24 protein-coding genes are annotated in these 23,421 nt (G+C 72.6%); 16 read left to right on the top strand and 8 right to left on the bottom strand.

Annotation, left to right across the window (positions count from 1 at the left end):
* Positions 1 to 16 precede the first annotated feature (16 nt).
* Genes QSK22_RS04945 through QSK22_RS04930 form a run of 4 tightly spaced genes read left to right on the top strand, consistent with a single transcriptional unit; the run spans position 17 to position 4,156 of the window.
* A complete protein-coding gene (locus QSK22_RS04945) occupies positions 17 to 1,639 on the top strand; it encodes a phenylacetate--CoA ligase family protein (RefSeq protein WP_285492733.1) in 1,623 nt (540 codons plus the stop codon).
* Positions 1,639 to 2,088, top strand: coding sequence for a DUF4188 domain-containing protein (locus tag QSK22_RS04940; RefSeq protein ID WP_285492732.1), 450 nt, complete (start codon positions 1,639 to 1,641; stop codon positions 2,086 to 2,088). Before QSK22_RS04945 ends, QSK22_RS04940 begins: the two co-directional genes overlap by 1 nt.
* Positions 2,085 to 3,188, top strand: coding sequence for a hypothetical protein (locus QSK22_RS04935; RefSeq protein WP_285492731.1), 1,104 nt, complete (start codon positions 2,085 to 2,087; stop codon positions 3,186 to 3,188). Before QSK22_RS04940 ends, QSK22_RS04935 begins: the two co-directional genes overlap by 4 nt.
* Positions 3,185 to 4,156: a hypothetical protein gene (locus tag QSK22_RS04930; RefSeq protein WP_285492730.1), complete on the top strand. Its 972-nt coding sequence runs from the start codon at positions 3,185 to 3,187 to the stop codon at positions 4,154 to 4,156. Before QSK22_RS04935 ends, QSK22_RS04930 begins: the two co-directional genes overlap by 4 nt.
* Before the next feature lie 16 nt (positions 4,157 to 4,172).
* Here QSK22_RS04930 and QSK22_RS04925 read toward each other — a convergent pair whose 3' ends face one another.
* On the bottom strand, positions 4,173 to 5,177 hold the full coding sequence (locus QSK22_RS04925; protein WP_285492729.1) for an amino acid adenylation domain-containing protein: 1,005 nt from the start codon (positions 5,175 to 5,177) through the stop codon (positions 4,173 to 4,175).
* Between the two features lie 234 nt (positions 5,178 to 5,411).
* Between QSK22_RS04925 and QSK22_RS04920 the strand changes: the two genes are divergently transcribed.
* The 5 genes from QSK22_RS04920 (at position 5,412) to QSK22_RS04900 (ending at position 9,788) form a co-directional block, all read left to right on the top strand.
* Positions 5,412 to 6,755 (top strand): hemolysin family protein, encoded by a 1,344-nt coding sequence (locus QSK22_RS04920; RefSeq protein WP_285492728.1) that lies wholly within the window; start codon positions 5,412 to 5,414, stop codon positions 6,753 to 6,755.
* On the top strand, positions 6,752 to 7,771 hold the full coding sequence (locus tag QSK22_RS04915; RefSeq protein ID WP_285492727.1) for a CNNM domain-containing protein: 1,020 nt from the start codon (positions 6,752 to 6,754) through the stop codon (positions 7,769 to 7,771). The genes QSK22_RS04920 and QSK22_RS04915 overlap by 4 nt, the downstream gene beginning before the upstream one ends.
* Positions 7,772 to 7,834: 63 nt before the next feature.
* Positions 7,835 to 8,068, top strand: coding sequence for a helix-turn-helix domain-containing protein (locus QSK22_RS04910; protein ID WP_285492726.1), 234 nt, complete (start codon positions 7,835 to 7,837; stop codon positions 8,066 to 8,068).
* A 4-nt stretch (positions 8,069 to 8,072) separates the two neighbouring features.
* The gene (locus QSK22_RS04905) at positions 8,073 to 8,630 is read left to right on the top strand and encodes a Clp protease N-terminal domain-containing protein (RefSeq protein ID WP_285492725.1); all 558 of its coding nucleotides are present in this window, start codon (positions 8,073 to 8,075) and stop codon (positions 8,628 to 8,630) included.
* A gap of 105 nt (positions 8,631 to 8,735) precedes the next feature.
* Positions 8,736 to 9,788, top strand: a complete 1,053-nt coding sequence (locus QSK22_RS04900) for an SDR family oxidoreductase (RefSeq protein ID WP_285492724.1) — start codon at positions 8,736 to 8,738, stop codon at positions 9,786 to 9,788.
* A gap of 36 nt (positions 9,789 to 9,824) precedes the next feature.
* On the opposite strand, the gene QSK22_RS04895 is transcribed toward QSK22_RS04900, so the two are convergent.
* From QSK22_RS04895 to QSK22_RS04885, 3 genes are all read right to left on the bottom strand, one after another.
* Positions 9,825 to 10,625 (bottom strand): carbon-nitrogen hydrolase family protein, encoded by an 801-nt coding sequence (locus QSK22_RS04895; protein WP_285492723.1) that lies wholly within the window; start codon positions 10,623 to 10,625, stop codon positions 9,825 to 9,827.
* 16 nt (positions 10,626 to 10,641) lie between these two features.
* A complete protein-coding gene (locus QSK22_RS04890; protein ID WP_285492722.1) occupies positions 10,642 to 13,158 on the bottom strand; it encodes a DEAD/DEAH box helicase in 2,517 nt (838 codons plus the stop codon).
* Between the two features lie 104 nt (positions 13,159 to 13,262).
* Positions 13,263 to 13,625, bottom strand: a complete 363-nt coding sequence (locus QSK22_RS04885) for an ATP-binding protein (RefSeq protein ID WP_285492721.1) — start codon at positions 13,623 to 13,625, stop codon at positions 13,263 to 13,265.
* Between the two features lie 438 nt (positions 13,626 to 14,063).
* Between QSK22_RS04885 and QSK22_RS04880 the strand changes: the two genes are divergently transcribed.
* Both QSK22_RS04880 and QSK22_RS04875 read left to right on the top strand, forming a co-directional pair.
* Positions 14,064 to 14,195 (top strand): hypothetical protein, encoded by a 132-nt coding sequence (locus tag QSK22_RS04880; RefSeq protein WP_285492720.1) that lies wholly within the window; start codon positions 14,064 to 14,066, stop codon positions 14,193 to 14,195.
* 80 nt (positions 14,196 to 14,275) lie between these two features.
* Positions 14,276 to 15,010 (top strand): protein-L-isoaspartate O-methyltransferase family protein, encoded by a 735-nt coding sequence (locus QSK22_RS04875; RefSeq protein ID WP_285492719.1) that lies wholly within the window; start codon positions 14,276 to 14,278, stop codon positions 15,008 to 15,010.
* Between the two features lie 57 nt (positions 15,011 to 15,067).
* Here the strand turns inward: QSK22_RS04875 and QSK22_RS33970 are convergent, their stop codons facing one another.
* Positions 15,068 to 15,430, bottom strand: coding sequence for a ClpX C4-type zinc finger protein (locus QSK22_RS33970; RefSeq protein ID WP_285492922.1), 363 nt, complete (start codon positions 15,428 to 15,430; stop codon positions 15,068 to 15,070).
* Positions 15,431 to 15,590: 160 nt separating this feature from the next.
* Here QSK22_RS33970 and QSK22_RS04865 point away from each other — a divergent pair, with 160 nt between their 5' ends.
* On the top strand, positions 15,591 to 16,235 hold the full coding sequence (locus tag QSK22_RS04865) for a hypothetical protein (RefSeq protein WP_285492718.1): 645 nt from the start codon (positions 15,591 to 15,593) through the stop codon (positions 16,233 to 16,235).
* Between the two features lie 3 nt (positions 16,236 to 16,238).
* Here the strand turns inward: QSK22_RS04865 and QSK22_RS04860 are convergent, their stop codons facing one another.
* A complete protein-coding gene (locus tag QSK22_RS04860) occupies positions 16,239 to 16,856 on the bottom strand; it encodes a TetR/AcrR family transcriptional regulator (RefSeq protein ID WP_285492717.1) in 618 nt (205 codons plus the stop codon).
* Between the two features lie 71 nt (positions 16,857 to 16,927).
* Here QSK22_RS04860 and QSK22_RS04855 point away from each other — a divergent pair, with 71 nt between their 5' ends.
* Entirely contained in the window at positions 16,928 to 17,581 is a 654-nt protein-coding gene (locus QSK22_RS04855; protein ID WP_285492716.1) for an O-methyltransferase, read from the top strand.
* Between the two features lie 130 nt (positions 17,582 to 17,711).
* Positions 17,712 to 17,912: a hypothetical protein gene (locus QSK22_RS04850; RefSeq protein ID WP_285492715.1), complete on the top strand. Its 201-nt coding sequence runs from the start codon at positions 17,712 to 17,714 to the stop codon at positions 17,910 to 17,912.
* A 50-nt stretch (positions 17,913 to 17,962) separates the two neighbouring features.
* Here QSK22_RS04850 and gnd read toward each other — a convergent pair whose 3' ends face one another.
* The gene (gene gnd, locus QSK22_RS04845; protein ID WP_285492714.1) at positions 17,963 to 19,387 is read right to left on the bottom strand and encodes an NADP-dependent phosphogluconate dehydrogenase; all 1,425 of its coding nucleotides are present in this window, start codon (positions 19,385 to 19,387) and stop codon (positions 17,963 to 17,965) included.
* 149 nt (positions 19,388 to 19,536) lie between these two features.
* Here gnd and QSK22_RS04840 point away from each other — a divergent pair, with 149 nt between their 5' ends.
* Complete coding sequence (locus tag QSK22_RS04840) at positions 19,537 to 20,286, top strand: beta-phosphoglucomutase family hydrolase (RefSeq protein WP_285492713.1); 750 nt, start codon at positions 19,537 to 19,539, stop codon at positions 20,284 to 20,286.
* On the top strand, positions 20,283 to 22,727 hold the full coding sequence (locus QSK22_RS04835; RefSeq protein WP_285492712.1) for a glycoside hydrolase family 65 protein: 2,445 nt from the start codon (positions 20,283 to 20,285) through the stop codon (positions 22,725 to 22,727). The genes QSK22_RS04840 and QSK22_RS04835 overlap by 4 nt, the downstream gene beginning before the upstream one ends.
* A 49-nt stretch (positions 22,728 to 22,776) precedes the next feature.
* Here QSK22_RS04835 and soxR read toward each other — a convergent pair whose 3' ends face one another.
* On the bottom strand, positions 22,777 to 23,343 hold the full coding sequence (gene soxR / locus QSK22_RS04830) for a redox-sensitive transcriptional activator SoxR (RefSeq protein ID WP_502872271.1): 567 nt from the start codon (positions 23,341 to 23,343) through the stop codon (positions 22,777 to 22,779).
* Positions 23,344 to 23,421: the final 78 nt, after the last annotated feature.

The following is a 23,421-nucleotide window of genomic DNA, read 5'->3' as shown; positions in this document are numbered from 1 at the left end:
CGACAGGAAGGTGATCATGGCTAGGGAGGATGCGGGGGCGCGGCTGTCGCCCCGGCTGGGACCGCTCACGCCGCGCGAGCGCTGGCGCCGGGCCCGGTTGCAGGCGTGCTCCTGGTTGCTGACCGGCGTGTACCGGAGCGCCGCGGCGCATCCGGCGGTGTGGCGGTTCACCGCCCGCCGCTACCATCCGGCGCTCGACCGGCTGGCCGCCCGCCACGCGCGGCTGGCGTGCGCGTTCGCCGCCGTCGACGTGCCCGCCTACCGGGACTTCGTGCGGCGCACGTGCGCCCGCCGGCCCCGCCGCCTGGCCGACTTCCCCGAGACGAGCAAGCAGAACTACGCGAGCGTCTACGACGAGGCCAGCCGGTGCCAGGAGGGGCGGCTGCACCGGCCCGGCGTGATCGTGGACGAGTCGTCCGGCTCCACCGGCAAGCCGTACAACTGGGTGCGCGGCCCGCGCGAGCTCAAAGGGATCTACCGCAACGCCGCCGGGTACATCGAGCTGGTCTTCCCCGGCCGGCGGCTTTTTGTGATCAACGCGTACTCGATGGGCGCGTGGGCGACCGGCACCACCACCGGCGCGGCGCTGGCCCGCATCGCGATGGTCAAGAACACCGGCCCCGACCTGGACAAGATCGTCGACACGCTGGAGCACTTCGGCCCCGGCTACGACTACATCGTCGCCGCCTACCCGCCGTTCCTCAAGCACCTGGTGGACCGGCTGGACGCGCTCGGCTTCCCCTGGAAGGAGTACCGGATCCGGGGCATGGTCGGCGGCGAGGGGATGACCGAGGCGCTGCGCGACTACCTGGAGCGGCGCCTGGAGGAGGTCCGCTCCGGCTACGGCGCCAGCGACCTGACGATCGGGATGGGCGCCGAAAGCGCGTTCACGGTGTGGCTGCGCAAGCGGCTGGCCGTCGACGCCGAGCTGCGCCGCGAGCTGCTGGGCGAGCACGAGCAGCGGCTGCCGATGATCTTCCACTACAACCCGCTGGAGACGTACCTGGAGGTCAACGCGCGCGGCGAGCTGCTGTGCACGCTCACCAGCAAGGCCTGCCTGCAGCCCAAGCTGCGCTACAACGTGGGCGACGAGGCGCTGCTGCACCCGCTGCACCGGGTCCGCAAGATCATCCGGCGGGACCCGCAGCGGTGGGCCGAGTGCCGGCGCGCCACCGGCGACGAGAAGATGACGCTGCCGCTGCTGTTCCTGTTCGGACGGGCCGACAGCACGATCTCCTACATGGGCGCCAACCTCTACCCGCAGGACGTGGAGTACGGCCTGTACGAGGGCAACCCCTACGCCGCCGACATCGCGCGGTTCTGCCTGTCGCTGGAGGAGCAGCCGGACCTGGAGTCGCGGCCCGTCGTCAACATCGAGCTGCGGGAGGACGCGGACATGGACGAGACGGCGGTCGCCCGGCTGGCGCGAATCTGCCGCGACGGCGTCCGCGACCATCTGGCCGCGGTGTCCCGCGACTTCGCCGCGTCGCTGAAGGAGGACCCGGCGGCCGGCGACCTGCGGGTGCGGGTGTTCGGTCCGGGCGAGGGCCCGTTCGCGGGCGCCGGCGGGCTCAAGAACGTCTACCTGGTGAAGGACGCCCCGGCGGCGGACGCCGGGCGGCACGCGAGGGCCTGCTGATGCGCACCGCCGACTTCAGCAGGGCGCCCCGGCAGGCGCAGGCGACCGCGATGTTCGTCGGCGCCACCCGCTACCGCGGCCCGCTGTCGGTCCTCACCCTGAGCCTGACCTGGTTCCGGCTGGTCCGCGACATGAAGCGGATGCGCGGCTACTGCTGGCACAAGGTGTACTGGGAGTTCCCGTTCACGCTGGGCACCCTGGCGTTCTTCGAGGACCGCGACTCGCTGCTGCTGTTCGCGCGCAGCCGCCACCACCGCAGGCTGATGCGCTGGGTGACCGACGGCACCAGGAACGCCACCGGCGGCTACATCCGCATCTACAACGCCGAGCCGGAGGGCTACAGCAACGGCGTGTGGCGCGCCGAGGGCGACGTCATGGCGCACATCTGCGAGTTCACTCCGCTCAGCCACGAGGAGCAGGGCCCGCCGGTCGCCCGTGAGCGCCGATGACCTTCACCTTCGAGCACGTGCGGACGCGGCGCGCTCTGCGCGAGTTCATCGAGTTCGCCCGGCGCGTCCACGGCGGGGACCCGCGGTTCGTGCCGCCGCTGCGGCAGCAGATCCGCGGCTGGTACCGCGGCGAGGTCCCGGGCGTGCGGCTGTACGTGCTGCGCGACGCGGCCGGCCGGGTGGTGGCGCGCACCACCCTGCACACCGACGCCGCGTTCGACGCCAAGATCGGCCGTCCGGCGCAGCTGTTCGGGCTCACCGAGTTCACCGACGACGAGCGCGCCGCACGCGCGCTGTTCGACGCGATCCGCGCGGCGGGGGCGGAGGCGGGGAAGGCCGCGGCGTTCGGGCCGGTGTCGCTGCTGCCCAACCAGTCCGGCGGCGTCATCACCTCGGGGTTCTCCGAGCGCGGGTTCATCGACAGCGCGTGGAACCCCGCGTACTACCCGCGCGCCTACGAGGCGTACGGGTTCGCGCGGCGGTTCGAGTCCGACACGTGGATCTGCCCGGTGACCGCCGACCCCGACGCGGTGTTCGGCTTCGACGACGCCCGTCTGGCCGCCGAGGACCTGGCGGTGCACCGCGGCTCGCGCCGGCGGTTCGGCGAGCAGCTGCCGATGCTGCGGGAGATGCTGAACGCCTCGTTCGCCGGGCTCGGCTACTACACGGAGATCTCGGCCGAGCAGCTGGACCGGGCCACCGACGGGCTGGCCCACCTGATCGACGAGTCGCTGCTGCTCTACCTGACCAAGGCGGGGCGTCCCATCGCGTTCGTGCTGTGCGTGCCGGACATCTCCGAGTTCGTGGCGGGTGTGGACGGCGACCTCGGCCCGCGCAACCAGGTGCGGCTGCTGCTGACCCGCTCCCGGTACCGCCGCGACGCCGTCCTGATCGTCAAGGGCACGGTGCCGGACGAGCAGGGGCGCGGGTACATGCGGCTGCTGTCCCGGGAGCTGCTGCGCAACCTGCGCGCCGGCGGCTACCGGACGCTGCGCAGCACGTTCGTGGAACGCACCAATCCGGGGTCGGCCGCCCAGTACGTCGCGATGGGCGGCAGGCCGCTGCACGGCTACACGTTCTACGAAATGGAGATCCGGTGAACCTGGGCGATCTGCGCGCGCTGGAGCCCGACTTCTGGCGGGCGCCCAGCGCGCACAACACCCAGCCGTGGACGCTGCGCTACCGCGGCGACCGGGTCGAGATCGGCTGGGATCCGGCGTGTGCGCTGCCGGCGGCCGACCCGACCGGGCGGGACCTGCGGCTGGGGCTGGGCGCGTTCACCGAGACGTGCCTGATCGTGTGCGCCGATGCGGGTCTGCCGGTCGGGTTCCGCCCCGGCTACGACCGGGCGCGGCGGCTGGTCGGTGCTCTGGTGGCCGCCGGCGAGCCGTACGCCACCCCGTTCACCGCGGACGACGTGCGCGCCCGCCGCACCGGCCGCGTCCCCTACCGGCCCGGGCGGCTCGACGACGCGGTGTTCGGGGCCGCCGCCGAGCAGGCCGAGGCGGCCGGGGCCCGCACGCTGCGGCTGCCGTGCCGCCGGCTGGCCGGGCTGCTGTACGACGCCGACCGGCACATGTTCGGCGACCCCGCCGTGACGTTCGAGCTGCGCGCCTGGCTGCGACTGAGCCCCCGCGACCCCCGCTACGGCCTCGACGGCCTCACCGACCGGGCCCTGCGGCTCGGCCGCGCCGAGGCGCTCGGGCTGCGCGCCGTCCTGTCGCCGCGGGCGTATCCGGTGCTGCGCCGCGCGGGCCTGCCGCGTCTGCTCGCGGCGGCCTCCCGGGGCCTGCTCGACCACGACGGCGACGTGCTCGTGCTCGTCGGCCCGGCCGGCTGCCCGCCCGAGGGGGAGATCGCGATGGGGCGGGTGCTGATGCGGCAGTGGCTGGCGCTTTCCCGCCTCGGCCACACCGTCCACCCGCTGAGCCAGATCATCGACGCGCCCGCCACGCGCGCCGCGCTCGCCCGCATGCTGGACGTGGACGACCCGGCGCGGCTGCTCAGCGTCGTGCGGGTCGGGCGGCCCGCCGAGCCGCCGCCCCGGTCGGCCCGCCGCGTCCGGTGACCGGGGTCCCGGGTGGTCAGGCGGGGGGCGCGGTGACGGCGCGGCCCGTGCGCAGTGCCGTGGCGACGCTGTCGCGCAGGGCCCGTTCGGCGCGGCGGGCGTCGTCGGCCAGCCGCTCGATCTCCTCGCGGGCCAGGTCGTGGCCGACGGTGCGGGCCAGCAGGTCCTGGTAGCGGGCGTTCTGCTCGGGCAGCCGCCGCAGCACCCGCCACTCGTGGAAGGCGTCGTCGGCCTGCCGGGCCCGCCGGGCGTACTCCTCCAGCGCCTCGATCCGCTGGGTGATCGCACGCACCGACAGCTCCAGGGCGCGGCGCTGCGGCTCCAGCAGCTCGCGCACGGTCTCGGTCAGCCGCTCGGGCTGCTGGGCGCGGCGCTCGCGGCGCAGCCGGGTGTGCTCGGCCAGCGCGCAGGCGACCGCCCACTCCTGGCGGGGCAGCACCACCGCGTTGTTGACGTCGTCGAGCAGCCCGACGCGGTGCGCCGCGGAGCCCAGCACCGTGTCGATCGCCCGCTGGGCCCGCACCAGCAGCCGGGCGGCGGGCCGGTCGAAGTCGGCGGGCAGCAGGTAGCGGCCGTGGTGCTCGCGGGCCGCCCGGGACGCGGCGGGCTCGCGCAGGTGCCGCACGGCGCCGACCGCCCAGGCGGCGAAGCTGACCGCCGCCAGCGCGACCGCGGCCTCGCCCATGCCCAGCAGGATCAGCACGACCTGCACGGCGGGGGTGAGCATCATCGCCGCGACCGCCGTGCGGCCCCACCGGAACACCCCGCCCATCAGGTCGTCCTCGTCCAGCGAGGCCAGGAAGAACAGGCGCAGCCAGCCGCCGGGCAGCACGCCGTAGAAGAACGCGAACAGCGGGATCCAGACCGCCCGGGCCGCGAGCACGGCGGCGCTCGGGCGGGGCGGGGGCGGAACGGGCAGGCTCGCCGGGGTCAGCCGTTCCGGCGCCGCCGCCAGCAGCGCCCGGTCGCCGCTGGGGATGGCCGGGTCGAAGACGGGACGGGGACATTTCTCGTCGGTCATGGGCACTCCCGGCGGGTAGGGAAAACCGTGCAACCGATGCCCTGTCGCTCCCGTCGCGCGTGACGGGACTCCCTCCAGCATGCCAAGCGGCCCCGCCCGTTGGCACCCCTCGTCGCCCCCTCGTCACCCCCCGCTCGGCCCCGGCGGCACGGGCGCGGCGCGCCCTCCCCGAGTGGCGGACGGGAGATCGGGGATATGCAGGGTTCCGGGAGCCCTCTGCAGGAGGGAGGTTCGGTGGACCTGGCGCTCGGGCTGCCGGCGGTCGTGGCGCTGACGGCCGCGACCGGGTACTTCGTGGCCCAGGAGTTCGTCTTCGTCACCGCGGACCGGCCCACGCTGGAGGCGATGGCGGCGCGGGGCGACCGGCGCGCGGCCCGCGCCGTGCGGGTGATGGAGCGGTTGTCGTTCATGCTGTCCGGCGCCCAGCTCGGCATCACCGTGACCGCCCTGGTCGTGGGGTTCATCGCCAAGCCGGCGCTGGCCGGGCTGATCGCCCCGGCGCTGGCGGCGGCCGGGGTCCCGGCGGGCGCGACCGGCGGGATCGCCCTGGCCCTCGGCTTCCTGATCGCCACGGTGATCCAGATGGTGCTGGGCGAGCTGTTCCCCAAGAACCTCGCGCTGTCCAGAGCCGATGCGATGGCCCGCGCGCTGGCCTCGTCCACCCTGGTGTACCTGGCGGTGGCGGCGCCGCTGATCCGGCTGTTCGACGCCTCGGCCAACCGGCTGCTGCGCGCGGCCGGCATCGAGCCGGTGCAGGAGCTGCGGCACGGCGCCACGCTGGAGGAGCTCGGCCACATCATCGGCGAGTCCGGCGAGCAGCTGGAGGAGCAGCACGCCGAGCTGCTGGAGCGGGCGCTGGCGTTCTCCGACCGCACCGCCGGGGAGGCGATGGTGCCGCGGGTGGACGTGGTCACCGTCCCGGGCGGGACGCCGGTCGCCCGGATGGCCGAGGTGATCGCCGAGGCCGGGCACAGCCGCTACCCGGTGGTCGGCGACAGCGTCGACGACGTGCTGGGCGTGGTCGGCCTGGAGGAGCTGGTGCGGCTGCCGCCGGACGCGCCCGTCCCCGTGCGGAAGGCGGCGCGTCCGGCGCTGCTGCTGCCGGCCACGCTGCCGCTGCCGGAGGTGGTGCTGCGCCTGCGGGCCGGCGGCACCGCCATGGCGCTGGTGATCGACGAGTACGGCGGGTTCGCGGGCCTGATCACCTGGGAGGACGCGGCCGAGGAGCTGGTCGGGGAGATCGCCGACGAGCTGGAGGCGGCCGACGTCCCGGCGCGGCGGCGCGGCCGGTGGTGGATCACCGATGCGGGGCTGCGGGTGGACGAGGTGGCGCACGAGACCGGCATCGCGCTGCCCGAGGGCGACTACGAGACGGTGGCCGGGCTGCTGCTGCGGCGCCTGGGCCGGGTCGCAGAGCCGGGCGACGTCGTCACCGTGGACCTGCCGCCGGCCCGCCTGGACGAGCCGCCGCGCCGCGCGGTGGTCGAGGTGGTGACGGTGCACCGGCACGTCCCCGAGACGATCCGGCTGCGGGTGACGGCCGCGGTGCCGGAGGGCGAGGAGAGGGGCGCGGAATGAACCTGTCCACGGGCCTTGCGGTGACGGCGGCGCTGCTGGCGGGCAACGGGTTCTTCGTCGCCTCGGAGTTCGCGCTGGTGGCGGCGAGGCGGCCGCGGCTGGAACGGGCGGCGGCGCGCGGCAGCCGGGCCGCCGCGTCGGCGGTGGCGGGCGTCCGCGAGCTGTCGCTGATGCTGGCCGGAGCGCAGCTGGGCGTCACCATGTGCTCGCTGGGGCTGGGCCTGGTGTCCGAGCCGGTGATCGCGCACACGCTGGCGCCGCTCGCGCGCGCGGCGGGGCTGCCGTCCGCGGCCGCGCACGCCGCGGCGTTCGTGGTGGCGCTCGGCCTGGTGACGTTCCTGCACATGGTGCTGGGCGAGATGGCGCCCAAGTCGTGGGCGATCACGCATCCGGAGCGGTCGGCGATGCTGCTGGCGCCGCCGTTCCGGGCGTTCTCGGCGGCGACCCGGCCGGTGCTGGCGGTGCTGAACGCCGCCACCAACCTGCTGCTGCGCCTGGTCGGCGTCCCGGCGCGGGACACCGCGAGCGTGTCGCGCACGCCCGAGCAGCTGCGCAGCCTGGTGGTGGAGTCGCGGCGGCTGGGGCTGATCGGGGAGACGGACCTGCGGCTGCTGACCGCCGCGCTGGACGCGCCGCGCGCCCCGCTGGCGGGCCTGGTGACACCGATCGGCGGCATCGTCGCGGTGCCGGCCGCCGCCACCCCGCGGGAGATCGTCGACACCGCCGCCCGGCACGGCCTGGTCCGCCTGATGGTCCGGGGCCCGGGCCGGGACGGCGCCGCGCGCATGGTGCACGTGCGGGACGCGTACGTGGCGCGGGCCCGGGGCGTGCGGACGACCGCGGGCGAGCTGGCCCACCCGGTGCCCGCCCTGCCGATCGGCGCCCCGGTCGCCGAGGCGGTGGCGACGCTGCGCGCCCACCGCAGCCGGCTGGGCCTGGTGCTGGCCTCCGACGGCCGCCCCGCCGGGTTGATCGACCTGGATGATCTGCTGACCCCCCTGCTCACCCCGGCCTGACGTCCACCCGGATTGTGTCAACTCAGGTTGACAACCTCCGGATTGTCAACCTACATTGACAGCATGGACGACGGAGTGAAGCTCGCCACGCAGGCGGGCAGCCAGGACCCGGCCATCGGGCTGCGGGCCGTGCGCGCACTGCGCGAACTGGCCGAACGGCTGGAGGCGCTGCAGGTGGCCAACGCCCGCGAACGCGGCTGGTCCTGGCAGGAGATCGCGGTGTGCCTGGGGGTGAGCCGCCAGGCGGTCCACAAGAAGTACGGCGGCGGCCGGCGGATCCTGTCGAAGGAGCGATGAGGCGATGTTCGAACGGTTCACCAAGGACGCCCGGGCGGTCGTGACGCTGGCCCGGGAGGAGGCGGTGCGGGAACTGGGCCACCGGCACATCGGCCCGGAGCACCTGCTGCTCGCCCTCGTCCAGGACGACGGCCCGGCGGGCCGGGCGCTGCGCGGGCAGGGGCTGGAGGCCCGCGAGCTGCGGGCCCGGCTCGCCCGCACCGCGGCCGGCGGGGACCCCCTCGACCCCGAGGCGCTGCGCTCCATCGGCATCGACCTGGACGCGGTGCGGCGGGCGGCGGAGGAGACGTTCGGCGAGGGCGCCCTGGACGCCCCGCCCGGCCGGTGGCGGCGGGGCGAGCGGGGGCACGTGCCGTTCAACAAGGGCGCCAAAAAGTCCCTGGAGCTGAGCCTGCGGCACGCGATCAGCCTCAAGCACAACCACATCGCGGCCGGCCACGTCCTCCTGGGCGTGCTGCACGACCGGGACAACCCCGCCGTGTGGATCCTGAAGACCTCCGGCGTGGACGTGGACTCCCTGCGCACCGAGGTGACGCGGCTGATCACCAGCGAGGCCGCCTGACTCGGGGCCGGCATCCCGCCCCCGGGCCGGGGGCGGGACGCATGGGCGCGGCGCGGCGGGGTACGGCGAAAAGAACCCGACCGCCGACAGCGCAAGGAGGCGATCATGCGGGTCGTCGTCGTGGGGGCCACGGGCAACGTGGGCACCAGCACCGCGCAGGCGCTGGCCGCGGACGTCCGGATCACCTCGATCCTGGGCATCGCCCGCCGCCGTCCCCGGCTGAGGATCGACAAGACCGAGTGGGCGCGGGCCGACGTCGCCGACGCCGACCTCGCGGGCCTGTTCCGCGGCGCGGACGCCGTCGTCCACCTCGCCTGGCTGTTCCAGCCCACGCACACCCCGGCGATCACCTGGCGGGCCAACGTGGCGGGCAGCGCCCGGGTGTTCCAGGCGGTGGCCGACGCGGGCGTGCCCGCGCTGGTGTACGCCTCGTCCGTCGGCGCCTACTCCCCCGGGCCCCGCGACGACCGCCCGGTGGACGAGTCGTGGCCCACGCACAGCTGGCCCACCGCCGCCTACGGCCGGGAGAAGGCGTACGTGGAGCGGATGCTGGACGCCTTCCAGGCCGAGCACCCCGACCGCCGGGTGGTGCGGATGCGCCCCGGGTTCATCTTCAAACGGGAGTCGGCGTCCGGCCAGCGGCGGTTGTTCGCCGGGCCGTTCCTGCCGAACCCGCTGGTGCGACCGGGCCTGATCCCGGTCGTGCCGGACGTGCCCGGGCTGCGGTTCCAGGCACTGCACACCGACGACGCCGCCGAGGCGTACCGGCTGGCGGTGACCGAGGACGTGCGGGGCCCGTTCAACTTGGCCGCCGACCCGGTGATCGGCCCGGACGAGCTGGCGCAGCTGCTGCACGCGCGCAGGATCCGCCTGCCCGCGCGCGGGGCCAAGGCCGCGCTGAGCATCGCGTGGGAGCTCGGCCTGGTGCCGGCCTCCCCGCAGCTGCTCGACCTGGCCCTGCACCTGCCCGTCATGGACACCACCCGGGCCCGCACCGAACTGGGCTGGACGCCCCGGTACAGCGCGCTGGACGCGCTGCGCCAGTTCCTCGACGGGCTGCGCAGCGGCGCGGGCATGGACACTCCCCCGCTGTCGCCCGAGACCGGCGGGCCGATGCGCCTGCGCGAGCTGGTGACCGGGGTGGGGCGGCGCCTTTAGCGGCGTTCCGGGCCGGGCGCAGGGCCGGGCGGGTGGTCAGGTGCGGGGCGCGACAGTGAAGCGGCGCAGCTCCAACGCCGGGTTCGTCGCCCGCACCGCGGCGATCCGCTCGGCCGACACCGGGGCGACCGCCGTTCCGGTGCCCTCGCCCAGCGACGCCACGACCACGCCCATCGGATCGACGATCATGCTGTTGCCGGCGCCGGTCGGGGCGTGCTGGTCGGCCGCGGCCACGTAGACGGTGTTCTCGATGGCGCGGGCGCGCACCAGGGTCCGCCAGTGGTCCTCCTTGAGCGGGCCCGGCACCCAGTCGGCGGGCAGCGCCAGCACGTCCACGCCCGCGTCCACCAGCCGCCGCGTCACCTCCGGGAACCGCACGTCGTAGCAGGTCTGCATGCCGAACCGCAGGCCGTCGACGGTGAACGTCTCCGGCTCGGCGATCTCGCCGGGGCGGATCACGTCCGACTCGCGCATGCCGAACGCGTCATACAGGTGGATCTTCCGGTAGGTCGCGGCGATCTTCCCGTCCGGGCCCACGGCCAGCAGCGTGTTGGAGATGCGGCCGGGGTCGTCGGTGCGCTCGTTCATTCCGGCGACGACGTGCACGCCGTGCCGCCGGGCGGTCTCGGCCAGCCCGGTGGCGAACGGCCCGTCCAGGTCCTCGGCGGACGCGACGAACCGCTCGTCCACGCGCGGCGCGGCGAACATCGAGTACTCCGGCAGCACCACCACCCGGGCGCCCCGGGCCGCCGCCTCCCCGACCAGCTCCCGCACGCCGGCCAGGTTGCGCTCCTTGTCGAGCCCGGCCGCGAACTGCGCGACGGCCACCTGGACCATGGAACCCCTCCCAGATCTAGAGCCGGTCGACGCCGGTGACGCGGACGACCGCCTCGCCCGCCTCGTCCGAGGCTGTCAGATCCACCTCGGCGTCGATACCCCAGTCGTGGTGGCCCTCCGGGTCGTCGAAGACCTGCCGGACCCGCCACAGGGACTCCTCCGGCACCTCCTCGATCATCAGCAGCTTCGGGCCGCGCGCGTCCGGGCCGGTGAGCAGGTCGTCGTGCTCGTCCCAGTACGCCTGCATCGCCGCGGCCCACCCGTCGGCGCCCAGCTCCGGGTCCAGCTCGCCCAGTTCGTCGTACTTCTCCAGCGCGGCCAGCTCCACCCGGCGGAACATCGCGTTGCGCACCAGCACCCGGAACGCCCGCGCGTTGGCGGTGACCTTGGCGACCTTCTCCTCGACCGGCTGGCGGACGGGCCCGTCCTCGGGATGGGCGAGCTGCTCCCACTCGTCCAGCAGGCTGGAGTCGACCTGGCGGACCAGCTCGCCCAGCCAGGCGATCAGGTCCATCAGCTCGTCGGTCTTGATCGACTCGGGGACGGTCTGCTGCAGCGCCTTGTAGGCGCCCGACAGGTAGCGCAGCAGCAGCCCCTCCGCCCGGGCCAGCTCGTAGTGGGCGATGTACTCGGTGAACGTCATCGCCCGCTCGTACATGTCCCGCACGATCGACTTGGGGCTGAGCGGATGGTCGCCGACCCACGGGTGCCCGGTCCGGTACGTCTCGTACGCCGCCGCCAGCTCCTCCTCCAGCGGCATGGGGTAGGTGACGTCCTGGAGCAGCTCCATCCGCTCCTCGTACTCGATGCCCTCGGCCTTCATCTCGGCGACGGCCTCGCCGCGGGCCTTGTTCTCCTGCGCGGCCAGGATCTGCCGCGGATCGTCCAGCGTCGCCTCGATCACCGACAGCACGTCCAGCGCGTACGTGGGCGAGGCGGGGTCCAGGATCTCGAACGCGGCCAGCGCGAACGTCGACAGCGCCTGGTTGAGCGCGAAGTCCTCCTGCAGGTCGACGGTGATGCGCGCGTAGCGGCCCTGCTCGTCGGGCTCGTCCAGCACCTCCACGATCCCGCCCGCCAGCAGCGACCGGTAGATCGCGATGGCCCGGGAGATGTGCCGGCGCTGCGCGGCCCGGTCCTCGTGGTTGTCGGTGAGCAGCTTCTTCATCGCCTGGAACGCGTTGCCCGGGCGGGCGATCACCGACAGCAGCATGGCGTGGCTGACCTGGAACCGCGAGGTGAGCTTCTCCGGCTCGGCGGTCTGCAGCTTGCGGAAGGTGTCCTCGTCCCAGCCGACGAACCCCTCCGGGGGCTTCTTGCGCTGCACCTTGCGCCGCTTCTTGGGGTCGTCGCCCGCCTTGGCCAGCGCCCTTTCGTTCTCGACGACGTGCTCGGGGGCCTGCGCCACCACGTACCCGACGGTGTCGAACCCGGCGCGCCCGGCCCGCCCGGCGATCTGGTGGAACTCGCGGGCCCGCAGCCGCCGCACCCGGTGCCCGTCGTACTTGCTCAGCGCCGTGAACACCACCGTGCGGATCGGCACGTTCACGCCGACGCCGAGTGTGTCGGTGCCGCAGATCACCTTCAGCAGCCCCGCCTGCGCCAGCCGCTCCACCAGCCGCCGGTACTTGGGCAGCATCCCGGCATGGTGCACGCCGATGCCGTGCCGCACGAACCGCGACAGGTTGCGCCCGAACTTGGTGGTGAACCGGAAGTCGCCGATCATCTCGGCGATCTGCCGCTTCTCCGCCTTGGAGCACACGTTGACGCTCATCAGCGCCTGCGCCCGCTCGATCGCCGCGGCCTGGGTGAAATGCACCAGGTAGATCGGTGCCTTCTGCTCGCCCAGCAGCTCCTCGATCGTCTCGTGCAGCGGGGTGGTGCGGTACTCGTAGATCAGCGGGACGGGCCGCTCGGCCGACGTCACCAGCGCGGTCTGGCGCCCGGTGCGCCGGGTCAGGTCCTTCTGGAAGAACGACACGTCGCCGAGCGTCGCCGACATCAGCAGGAACTGCGCCTGCGGCAGCTCCAGCAGCGGAATCTGCCACGCCCACCCGCGCTCGGGCTCGGCGTAGAAGTGGAACTCGTCCATCACCACCACGCCGATGTCGGCGTCGGCGCCGTCGCGCAGCGCGATGTTGGCCAGCACCTCGGCGGTGCAGCAGATGATCGGCGCGTCGGCGTTGACGCTGGCGTCGCCGGTCATCATGCCGACGTTCTCCCGCCCGAACATCTCGCACAGGTCGAAGAACTTCTCCGATACCAGCGCCTTGATCGGCGCGGTGTAGAACCCGACCTCGTCGCGCGCCAGAGCCGCGAACAGCGCCCCCGCCGCCACCAGGCTCTTACCCGACCCGGTGGGCGTCGCCAGGATCACGTTGGCGCCGGACACCACCTCGATCAGCGCCTCCTCCTGCGCGGGATACAAGGTGATCCCGCGCCCGGACACCCACCGTTCGAACGCCTCGAACAGCGAGTCGGCGTCGACGTCGGCACCCGAGGGAAGATGATCGATGAGGTTCACACCTTCCATCCTGCCCGTGCCCGGAGGGTGCCCGCGCCAATACCGCCACAACCCCCACCCCCACAGGCCCGCCCGCCCCGTTCACCACCCGGTGACACCACAGCCCACCCTGTTCAACAGATCTCAAGGCTGGCCCAGACCCACTTGCCGCCGGTCGGTTCGGGGGTGCAGCCGCAGTTGGCGGCGAGGGTGGAGACGATGGGCAGACCCCAGCCACCGAGGTCATGGGAGCCCTCGGACGACAGGGCCGAGACATCCGCCCCCAGGTCCGGAGATGGCCTCACCTGAGGCAGCCGATTGCTGGAGTCCCACACCGCGATCAGTTCAAATGCAACAAAAACGACGTTGTCCACCTGTGAATGCGGCCGCTTCATAGCGTCGAGCTCGGCAAGACCCAAGGCCACTGCCGATTCAGGCGGGAAAGTTTGACGCAAAGTCCGCTTTGTCCGATAACCTTCTGACTTCGTTTTCATCACTTCCCTTACTCGATGGGCGATCGAAAGTACACTCGCTCATGCCTGCCATAGCACGGAACATTGGGGCAGACGATGAGTGATGAGCGGGCCAGCCAATGCACCGGCCGCAACTCGCGATCTTCCACAGAGACCCCCGGAAGATCAGATTGCCAGGAAGATCAAGGCGTAAGCAGGCGACCAGTGCTCGCGCGGTTCAGGCATGAGGGACCACGGCTAGGCGACACCCCAGGCGCTCACCCATGGCGGATCCTGATCGACCAGTCGGCCTGCCTGGCCATCGGTGAACTGGAACTGTCTACGGCCCGCAGCGGCCGGACGGTGCTGTCATGGCCGGACCGCGGGCCATGACGCTGTGATCTGCGATTTTATTCTGGGCATCATCAAAACCTTCACAAGCGGTGAGCGGGGCGTCGTCCCTAAGTGTGGGAAGGAAGGCAAGTGGGGAAGCACTCGAAGCAGCCGGCGTGCGGTTCGTGTGGCGGCAAGGGCTACACGGTGATCAATCTGGACAACAAAGAGCAGAAGATCACGTGCGGGTCCTGCAACGGGACGGGCCAGGCGTCGTCGTGACCAGGTTCCCTGGGCTGCCGTGTATCGATCGGCGGGTATTCATCCCGGAAACCGTGTGGGTGGTTCGGGATGCTCAGTTGGTGGCGCTGTCTCGCCGCGACGAGCCGGAGGAATGGGAACGGCTGGTGGCGTCGGACGAGCCGATCATGACGCAGATCAAGGACGGAATGTGGCCTACGTCGTCTTCGTCGGCTCCATCGGTCATGGCAAAGATGATCGGCGCTTTGCGGGTTGACGCGGGCATGCGCGTGCTGGAGATCGGCACGGGGACCGGGTACAACGCCGCATGCCTGGCGGCCCTGGGGGCCGAGGTGGTGTCGATGGAGATCGATCCGTCGGCGGCGGACCATGCTCGTCACGCCCTGCGGGTCGCGGGCTTCGGCGATGTGACCGTGATCACGGGAGACGGGGAGAAGGGGGCGCCCGCGCATGCGCCGTTCGACCGCGTGATCTGCACGGCGGCGGCGCATACCGTGCCGTATGCCTGGGTGGAGCAGACTCGGCCGGGCGGGGTGATCGTGGTTCCCTGGGCGGCGACGTTCCACCCGGCCGGGCCGCTGGCTGTGTTGGAGGTGCGCGCGGACGGAACGGCTGAGGGGCCGTTCGTCTCCCCGGCGTACTTCATGCCGCTGCGCGGGCAGGGGATACCGCAGGCGGTACGCCACGAGACCGAGGAGCGATGGATCAAGGCCGGACGCCCCGACTGCACCCGGTTCTGGGTGACCGTCACCCTCGAAGGGCAACGCGTCTGGCTGGACTCGCCCGACAATCCGATCGCCGAGTCGGCTCGAACGGTGGCTGATCGGGAAGGGTGAAGCGTCGCGGCTGCCACAGTGTGGGCCGATGTGTCCGGTCGGGGTGGCAGAGTGCGGTCATTCCTCGCCGGAAAAGCGTTCCCATGCCGCCTGGCGGGAGATGCCCAAGGCGGCTCCGATCCTCGCCCAGGTCACCCCTCGCCGACGCAGCTCCTGGACCCAGGAGCGCAGGTTGGCTTCGACCTGATCGGCCGCCGCCGCGACGCGGGGAATGTGGTCGAGCATCTGCTCGTCCGTCAGCGACTCCCACGTCGGCAAGCGGACCTCGACCGGCTTGTCGCGGTACTCCTCGATGATGGCCGCGGACAGGTCCACGCACTCGTTGCAGATGTACAAGCCGGGCCCGGCGACCAGCTTGGCCACCTCGGTATGCGACTTGTTGCAGAACGAGCACCGGAGGTCCTCGGGTGTTGTACTCAACGCACTCAAACCGCCCTCCTGTCAGGGTTGCCTTGACGGGAGCATAAGCGCGTCAGGTTGACCTTGACAACTTCTGGGAGAGGTGCTGCGCGCCTTGGCTGCCAGGTACGGCGGTGGCGATGGTCGAGTTGTCGCGCAGGGGCTCGCCCCAGGTGCGAGCATGGCGGTGTTGTGGTCGGACACCGCTATCGGCAAGGGCGAAATCTATGAGCGCTACCGGCGTGGAGGGCGGTGGGCGGCTGCGGTGAAGGGGTTCGCGCGGCGGGAGTTCCAGCTCGTTCTGCTTCGGCGGATGGCCGACTACCAGCCGGACCTCGTGGCCGAGGCGGTGCGGTCGGTGGGGGCGTCCCGCACGGAGATGCGCGAGGTGAACGCGCGGTGGCAGCGGATCGTGCGGTCGCGGACGTTCCCGCGCGGGCGGGCCCGCTACGAGGCGGTGCTCGGTCCTCCGGCGGGTACGCGCGAGCAGCGGATCGGGGACGTGGTGTGCGAGGCGGCGTGGTGGCCGCCGTTCGCGTTGTGGCCGGATCTGCGGTTCGAGATCCTCGCCGGCCCCGGCGGGGCGGTGCTGCATGAGTGGCTGGTCAGGGACGACGAGGCGGCGGCGCCGGAGTTGGCAAGTGTCGAGGATCTCCGGCCGTGGGGGTGTGTCGTCGGCGACCTGGAGCGGTGTTTCGGCGCCGTGCGGCATCACCCGGGTGAGGTGCCGAGCCGTTGGCGCGTGGAGTTCACCACGTCCGACGGCGAGTCGTACGTGGCGCATTTCGTGTGGGGTCTGCTGCAGCAGGTCGTCAGCGTCGGCTGACGGTCAGCGCAGGGTGGCGAGGAAGGCGTCCACGAGCCCGTCGAGGAAGTCGTCGTCGAGCGGTTCGCCGGTGACCAGGACGCGGTAGTAGACGGGGCCGACGAGGCGTTCGGTCTCGGCGGCCAGGTCCAGGTCGGCGGGCAGTTCGCCGCGCCGGGCAGCGCGTTCCAGCGGCAGGCGGTCCAGGGCGCGCTGCCGGTCGAGGTAGCGGGCGCGGAAGTCGGCGGCGAACGCCGGGTCGTGCTGGGCCTGGGCGATCAGGGCGCGGAACACGGCGCCGGCTTCGGTGCGTCCGAGGAAGTCGGCCAGCCAGCGCACGTGGGCGCGCAGGTCGCGGGCGAGGTCGCCGTGGTCGGGGGGCATCGGGCCCTCGTCCAGGTCCTCCAGGAAGGCCTCCACCAGGATGTCGGTCTTGGTCTTCCACCAGCGGTAGACGGTCTGCTTGGCGACACCGGCGCGCGCGGCGATGCCCTCGATCGTGACCCCCGCGAACCCCTTCTCCACGAGCAGGCCGTCCGCCGCCTCCAGGACGGCCCGGCGGGCCGGCTCGCTGCGGCCGTGCCGGTTGCCGTGGTGCCGCCGGGCCGGTTCCGGCCGGGCGGTGTGCGCTGCGCTCGTCATGTCCTCCCTCACCCGAGAGGCAAGAATAGCCCGGCTAGACTAGACGCAACGTTGCGTCTAGTCTAGCCCGCATGACACACACCAGCACGCTCACCGACCCGCGCGTCGCGGGCGCACTCGACCGGATGTTCGCGGCCGCCGACCGCGACGGGGAGGCCTTCGCCGAGATCGACTTCGACGCGCTCGCCGCGATGACCGTGGCCGAACGCGCCGACGTGGCCTCGGGCATCTACATGCCGATCTCCGAGCCCGGGGGCAGGCTGCTCTACAGCCTGGTGCGCGCCGCCCGCCCGGCCCTCGTGGTCGAGTTCGGCACGTCGTACGGGATCTCCACGCTGTTTCTGGCCGCCGCGGTGCGCGACAACGGCACCGGACGCGTCGTCACCACCGAGCTCAGCGCGGAGAAGGCCGCCGCGGCGCGCCGCACCTTCGCCGAGACCGGCCTGGACGACGTGATCACCCTCCTGGAGGGGGACGCCCTGGAGACTCTCGCCGCCCTGGACGAACCCGCCGGGTTCGTCCTGCTCGACGGCTGGAAGGAGCTGTGCCTGCCGGTGCTGCGGCTGCTGGAGCCGCGCCTGGCCCCCGGCACCCTGGTCGTGGCCGACGACGTCGACATGGAGGAGCTGGCGCCCTACCTGGAGTACGTCCGCGACCCCGCCAACGGGTACCACAGCCTGACGTTCCCCTACGACGAGGGCATGGAGATCAGCTGCCGGCTCTGACACCCCGAGTTGAGGTTCTCGACGGGTGCACACACCAGTGAGCAGGGAGAGCGCCTCTCAAAAGCCCAACAAGCACTTCAATGAGACGATTGAAGGGCACGGAACATGCCGAGAAAGAGGGGTCCGGCCGGTGAAATTCGTTCTCGAAGTCGATATGGGCGAGACGGCGTTCGACGGTGACGCCGCCGAAGAGCTGGGGCGCATCCTGCGCTACTGGGGCGGCAACCTGAAGCACTACGCCCTTCAGCCCGGCGACGGGTCGGAGATCTACGACTCGGCGTACCGGCCGGTCGGGCGGTGGGCGGTCGTCCAGGAGCAGGCCACCGCGTGAGAAAAAGCCGTCCCCCGGGCGCACGCGAGGCGCCCGGGGGACGGTACGGCTCAGGCCTCGACTTCGGAGCGGTCGCCGCCCCAGAGGGTGTGGAAGGAGCCGTCGCGGTCGACGCGCCGGTAGGTGTGGGCGCCGAAGAAGTCGCGCTGCCCCTGGGTGAGGGCGGCGGGCAGGCGCTCGGCGCGCAGCGAGTCGTAGTAGGCCAGCGCGCTGGAGAAGCCCGGCGCCGGGATGCCCAGCTGCGCGGCGGTGGCGACGACGCGGCGCCAGGCGTCCTGGGCCGCGCCGACCGCCTCGGCGAAGTGGTCGTCGGTCAGCAGCGTCGGCGTGCGCGGGTCGGCCTCGTAGGCGGCCCGGATCCGGTCCAGGAAGCGGGCGCGGATGATGCAGCCGCCGCGCCAGATCGTGGCCATCTGCCCCAGGTCGATGTTCCAGCCGTATTCTTCGCTGCCCGCCTGGATCTGGTGGAAGCCCTGCGCGTACGCGACGACCTTCGAGGCGTACAGGGCCTGCTCGACGTCGTCGGCGAACCCGGACAGGTAGCGCACGTCGTTCTTGGGGCCGGGCAGGTTGCGGGCGGCGCGGCGCAGGCCGGCATGGCCGGAGACCGAGCGGGCGAACACGGCCTCGGCGATGCCCGAGACCGGGACGCCCAGGTCGAGGGCGGTCTGCACGGTCCAGCGGCCGGTGCCCTTCTGCTCGGCCTGGTCCAGCACCACGTCGACGAACGGGCGGCCGGTGGCGGCGTCGGTGTGCGCCAGCACCTCGGCGGTGATCTCGATGAGGTAGGACTCCAGCCGCCCGGTGTTCCAGGTGCGGAACACCTCGGCGATCTCGGCCGGGGACAGCCCGGCGGCGTGCCGCAGCAGGTCGTAGGACTCGGCGATCAGCTGCATGTCGGCGTACTCGATGCCGTTGTGCACCATCTTCACGAAGTGCCCGGCGCCGTCCGGTCCGACGTGCACGCAGCACGGCGTGCCGTCGACCTTGGCGGCGATGTCCTCCAGCAGCGGGCCGAGCGCCTCGTAGGACTCGGCCGACCCGCCCGGCATGATGCTCGGGCCGTGCAGCGCGCCCTCCTCGCCGCCGGAGATGCCGGTGCCGACGAAGTGCAGGCCGCGTTCGCGCAGCGCCGCCTCGCGCCGCCGGGTGTCGGCGAAGTGCGCGTTCCCCCCGTCGACGATCATGTCGCCCGGCTCCAGCAGCGGCGCGAACTCCTCGATGACCGCATCGGTCGGCGCCCCCGCCTTCACCATGATCACCAGACGGCGGGGGCGTTCCAGCGAGGCCACGAACTCCTCGGGCGTCTCGGCGGGGATGAAGGTACCCTCGTCCCCGAACTCTTCCACCAGCGCCTTGGTGCGGGCGGCGGTGCGGTTGTGCACGGCAACGGGATGCCCGTGCCGGGCGAGGTTGCGGGCCAGGTTCCGGCCCATCACCGCCAACCCGGTGACACCTATGCGCGCCTTGCTCATCGACTCGTCTCCTCTTCGTTCAGGCCCCACACCCGTGGGTACGCGGGTGAGGTCGCCCGCTGTTCGGTCAACCGGGCGGCCGCATGTCCTTGTTCCATCCAGGGAACGGGACGCATCGTAGAGATCACCGAACCCGCGAGGGGGAAGCCATGCTGGGACTGCCGCAACCGGTCGGCGCCTGCCTGTTCGACCTGGACGGCGTACTTACCCGTACAGCCGCGGTGCACGCCGCCGCGTGGAAGCGGATGTTCGACGAGTACCTGAAGGCGCGGGCGGAGGCGACCGGTACGCAGTTCGTCCCGTTCGACGAGGCCGGCGACTACGGCAAGTACGTCGACGGCAAGCGCCGCGAGGACGGGACGCGCTCGTTCCTGGCCTCCCGCGGCATCACGCTGCCCGAGGGCGGCCCCGACGACCCGCCCGACGCCGAGACCGTGTACGGCCTCGGCAACCGCAAGAACGAGCTCGTGCTCAAGCTGCTGGAGGACGACGGCGTCGAGGTGTACGACGGGTCGGTGGCGTACGTGCGGGCCTGCCGGGACGCCGGGCTGCGGACCGCCGTGGTGTCGTCCAGCGCCAACACCGTGCAGGTGCTGGCCGCCGCGGGCATCGCCGACCTGTTCGACACCCGCGTCGACGGGGTGGTCGCCCGAGAGCGCGACCTGCCCGGCAAGCCGGCGCCCGACATGTTCCTGGCGGGGGCGGAGGCGGTCGGGGTGCCGGCGGCGCGCGCGGCGGTGTTCGAGGACGCGCTGGCAGGTGTGGAGGCGGGCCGCGCGGGGGACTTCGCCTACGTCGTGGGCGTGGACCGGGTCGGCGGGGGCCACCGGGAGGCGCTGGCGCGGCACGGGGCCGACATCGTCGTCGGGGACCTATCGGAACTTCTGGAGGACAAGTGAGCGACGGGCGCGGGGGCCGTCACACCACCACCAACGTGGACCTGCCGGTGTTCACGGTCGAGCCGTGGTGCGTGCGGGAACCGGAACTGCGGCTGGACCGCCTGGCGCAGAGCGAGTCGGTCTTCGCTCTGTCGAACGGGCACATGGGGTTGCGCGGCAACCTGGACGAGGGCGACCCGCACGGGCTGCCCGGCAGCTACCTCAACTCGTTCTACGAGCTGCGGCCGCTGCCGCACGCCGAGGCCGGGTACGGCTACCCCGAGTCGGGGCAGACCGTGATCAACGTCACCAACGGCAAGCTGATCCGGCTGCTGGTGGACGACGAGCCGTTCGACGTGCGGTACGGGCGGCTCGACTCGCACGAGCGCATCCTGGACATGCGGGCGGGCACGCTGACCCGGCAGGTGGAGTGGACCTCCCCCGCCGGGCGCTCGGTGCGGATCACCTCGGTGCGGCTGGTGTCGCTGACCCAACGCGCCATCGCCGCGATCTGCTACGACGTCGAGCCGCTGGACCACTCGGTGCGGGTGGTGGCGCAGTCGGAGCTGGTGGCCAACGAGTCGCTGCCCGACCTCGGCCGCGATCCGCGCACCGCCGCGGTGCTGGAGTCGCCGCTGGTCAGCGAGGAGCACGTCACCAACCACACCAAGGCGGTCATGGTGCACCGCACCCGGCACAGCGGGCTGCGCATGGCCGCCGCGATGGACCACCAGATCGAGGGTCCCGGGCACATGGCGACCGACATCGAGAGCTTCCCGGACGTCGCGCGGCTGACCGTGGCCACGCGGCTGGAGCCGGGGCAGCGGCTGCGGATCGTCAAGTACCTGGCGTACGGGTGGTCGAGCCGGCGGTCCCGTCCCGCGCTGCACGACCAGGTGGTGGCGGCGCTGGCGGCGGCCCGGCACACCGGCTGGGAGGGCCTGCTGGACGAGCAGCGCACCTATCTCGACGAGTTCTGGAGCGGCGCCGACGTCGAGGTGGACGGCGACGCCGAGGTGCAGCAGGCGGTGCGGTTCGGGCTGTTCCACATCCTGCAGGCCGGCGCGCGCGCCGAACGCCGGATGATCCCCGCCAAGGGCCTGACCGGGCCCGGGTACGACGGGCACACCTTCTGGGACACCGAGACGTTCGTGCTGCCCGTGCTGACCTACACGCACCCGTCGTCGGCGGCCGACGCGCTGCGGTGGCGGCACATGACGCTGGGCCTGGCCCGCGAGCGCGCCCGCCAGCTCGGCCTGGCGGGGGCGGCGTTCCCGTGGCGCACGATCCGCGGGCAGGAGTGCTCGGGCTACTGGCCCGCGGGCACCGCCGCGTTCCACATCAACGCCGACATCGCCGACGCCGTCGTGCGGTACGTGGACGCCACCGGCGACGAGGAGTTCGAACGCGAGGTCGGCCTGGAGCTGCTGGTGGAGACGGCGCGGCTGTGGCGCGGCCTCGGCCACCACGACGTGGAGGGCGTGTTCCGCATCGACGGCGTCACCGGGCCCGACGAGTACAGCTCGATCGCCGACAACAACGTCTACACCAACCTGATGGCGCAGCGGAACCTGCGGGAGGCCGCGGCGATGGCGATGCGCCATCCGGACCTGGCCGAGCGGCTCGGCGTCACCACCGAGGAGGCCGCGTCGTGGCGGGACGCGGCGGCGGCCATGATGATCCCCTACGACGAGCGGCTGGGCGTGCACCCGCAGAGCGAGGGGTTCACCAACCACGCGCGGTGGGACTTCGCGTCCACCAAGCCCGAGCACTACCCGCTGCTGCTGAACTACCCGTACTTCGACCTGTACCGCAAGCAGGTCGTCAAGCAGGCCGACCTGGTGCTGGCCATGCACATGTGCGGGGAGGCGTTCACCTACGAGCAGAAGGTCCGCAACTTCCACTACTACGAGGCGCTGACGGTGCGGGACTCCTCGCTGTCCGCGCAGACCCAGGCGGTGATCGCCGCCGAGGTGGGGCAGCTGGACCTGGCGCACGACTACCTCGGCGAGACCGCGCTGATGGACCTGCACGACCTCAACCGCAACACCCGCGACGGCCTGCACATCGCCTCGATGGCGGGCGCGTGGAGCGGGCTGGTCGCCGGGTTCGGCGGGATGCGCGCGGCGCACGGCAGGCTGCGGTTCGCGCCGCGGCTGCCCGGCGGCATCAGCCGGCTGGCGTTCTCCATGCGCTACCGGGGCAACCGGCTGAAGGTCACCGTGACCGGCGAGTCGGCCCGCTACGAGCTGCTGGAGGGCGAGGGCCTGCTGCTCCACCACTACGACCAGGAGTTCGAGCTGGCCGACAAGCCGGTGGAGATGGACGTGCCGCACGTGCCGAGCAGCCCGCGGCCCAGCCAGCCGGTGGGGCGGGAGCCGGCGCCGCGCCGCGTCGACCCGCACGGCCGCGACCGCAACCACCGGGCGTTCCAGCAGCCGCGCACGCCGCGGGCCCGCTGACGGCAGCGCCTGCGGTGCCGTGCCGTCGCCGGCCGGCGGCGGAGCGGGTTCAGGTGCAGCCGACGCAGCCGGCGGCGGCCTCCTCGCGGGAGTCCTCGCGGGCGGCGTCCCCATGGGCGTCATCTCCATGGGCGGCGCGCGTGTCGCGGGGGCGCTCGCCGCGGCGGACGAGCAGGCGGCGGGGGCCCGGGCCCTCGTCGCCGAGCCGGTCGTAGGGGTTGGCCAGCGCGCACTTGTTCAACGACAGGCAGCCGCAGCCGATGCACTCGGTGAGGTCGTCGCGCAGGCGCTCGAGCTGCGCGATGCGCTCGTCGAGGTCGGCCCGCCACGTCTCGGACAGGCGGGCCCAGTCCTCCACCGTGGGGGTGCGGCCCTCGGGGAGCGTGGCCAGCGCCTTCTTGATCTCGCTGAGCGGGATGCCGATCCGCTGGGACACCTTGATGAAGGAGACCCGGCGCAGCGTGTCGCGGCTGAAGCGGCGCTGGTTGCCCGCGGTGCGGCGGCTGCTGATCAGCCCCTTGGACTCGTAGAAGTGCAGCGCCGACACCGACACGCCGCTGCGTTCGGCGAGCTGGCCGACGGTGAGCTCGTGCACTCTGTGCTCCAGCCGCGTCATGGCACGCATCCTAAACGACCGGAAATGCCGGCCGAACGGCTCCGATGCGGCCGGCGCCGGAAAAGGCAGCGAGGTCAC

Origin of the sequence: Actinomadura sp. NBRC 104425 (assembly GCF_030269545.1) — a bacterium.
Taxonomy (GTDB): Bacteria; Actinomycetota; Actinomycetes; order Streptosporangiales; family Streptosporangiaceae; genus Spirillospora; species Spirillospora keratinilytica.
This window is presented reverse-complemented; position numbering and strand designations above follow the sequence as displayed.